Below are 941 nucleotides of genomic sequence, written 5' to 3'. Positions count from 1 at the left end.
AAAAGTACGCAGATGAGCATCGTCGTCTTGCTACTTTCGAAGAAGGAGACAAGGTTTTCCTCAAAGTTTTGGAGCATTCAAAAAGTCTGAAGACGGGAAAAGTTGCCAAAATTTCACCACGCTATTGTGGACAGTTAACCATTCTCAAACGTATAGGTCAAGTGGCCTATAAGTTAGCTCTTCTAGAGCACTCAGGAGTTCATCCTATTTTTCAGGTTAGCCATTTACGAAAACAACTTGGATAGAATGATAATGTCATTAACACATGTGTGTTGGTTGACCTTGTCGCACCGCTAAGCATTCCTCATGAGCCCGAAAAGATTTTGGATTCTCATGAGCTTTGCACCAGACATCATGTCAGATGACAGGTGTTGGTAAAATGGCTAGATAGACCTGAAGAAGGTTCTACATGGGAGAATGTGTCCGCACTTAAGAAACGTTTTTCTACGTTCGTTTTCAAAGACGAAAACAATTCTCCAAGGGGGGAGTAATGTAAGGACATGGGTCCTATGGGCAAGGCCACCGGCACGGCCGGACAGTGTGTACGCTAGGGGGAGGCTATAAGATAGCATGGTTGGGTGGAGACTAGCACACGCATTACTCTCATGATTTCACTGGTATCCAAACTATTATTGGGAAAGGAGAAAAGCGGGTTGCATGTGCATGCAACGTGCATCTTCTCTCCCATGATCTGCAGATAGGGACAACGACGCCCCCATAGTGCATCAAAAAGAAGGTAGGCATAGAGTTCTATGTAGACCAAGGGGATACAAACAGCGACAACAATCGCAACCGCCCCACAAAGGCTGGCGACCAAGGAGAACTTGACCGGAAACTCTATAGCACCAAGGCTCCATTGGCGCCACACGTAGGAAGGCCCTCTAAACCCTTGCATGAAGGAGGGTTGAACCCACCCCATGAGGGTAAGAATCCAACGCTAT

Annotated in this window: 1 protein-coding gene; it reads left to right on the top strand. The window is 46.4% G+C overall.

The features are described from left to right. Positions 1-245 (top strand): hypothetical protein (locus DD606_RS26295; protein ID WP_219824254.1); only part of this gene is annotated, 245 nt, incomplete at its 5' end. Positions 246-941: the final 696 nt, after the last annotated feature.

The sequence above is a fragment of the Enterobacter cloacae complex sp. GF14B genome, from assembly GCF_004136805.1.
In the GTDB taxonomy this organism is placed as follows: Bacteria; Pseudomonadota; Gammaproteobacteria; order Enterobacterales; family Enterobacteriaceae; genus Enterobacter; species Enterobacter hormaechei_C.
The sequence above is the reverse complement of the archived record's forward strand: the minus strand, read 5'-3'. Positions and strand labels throughout refer to the sequence as shown.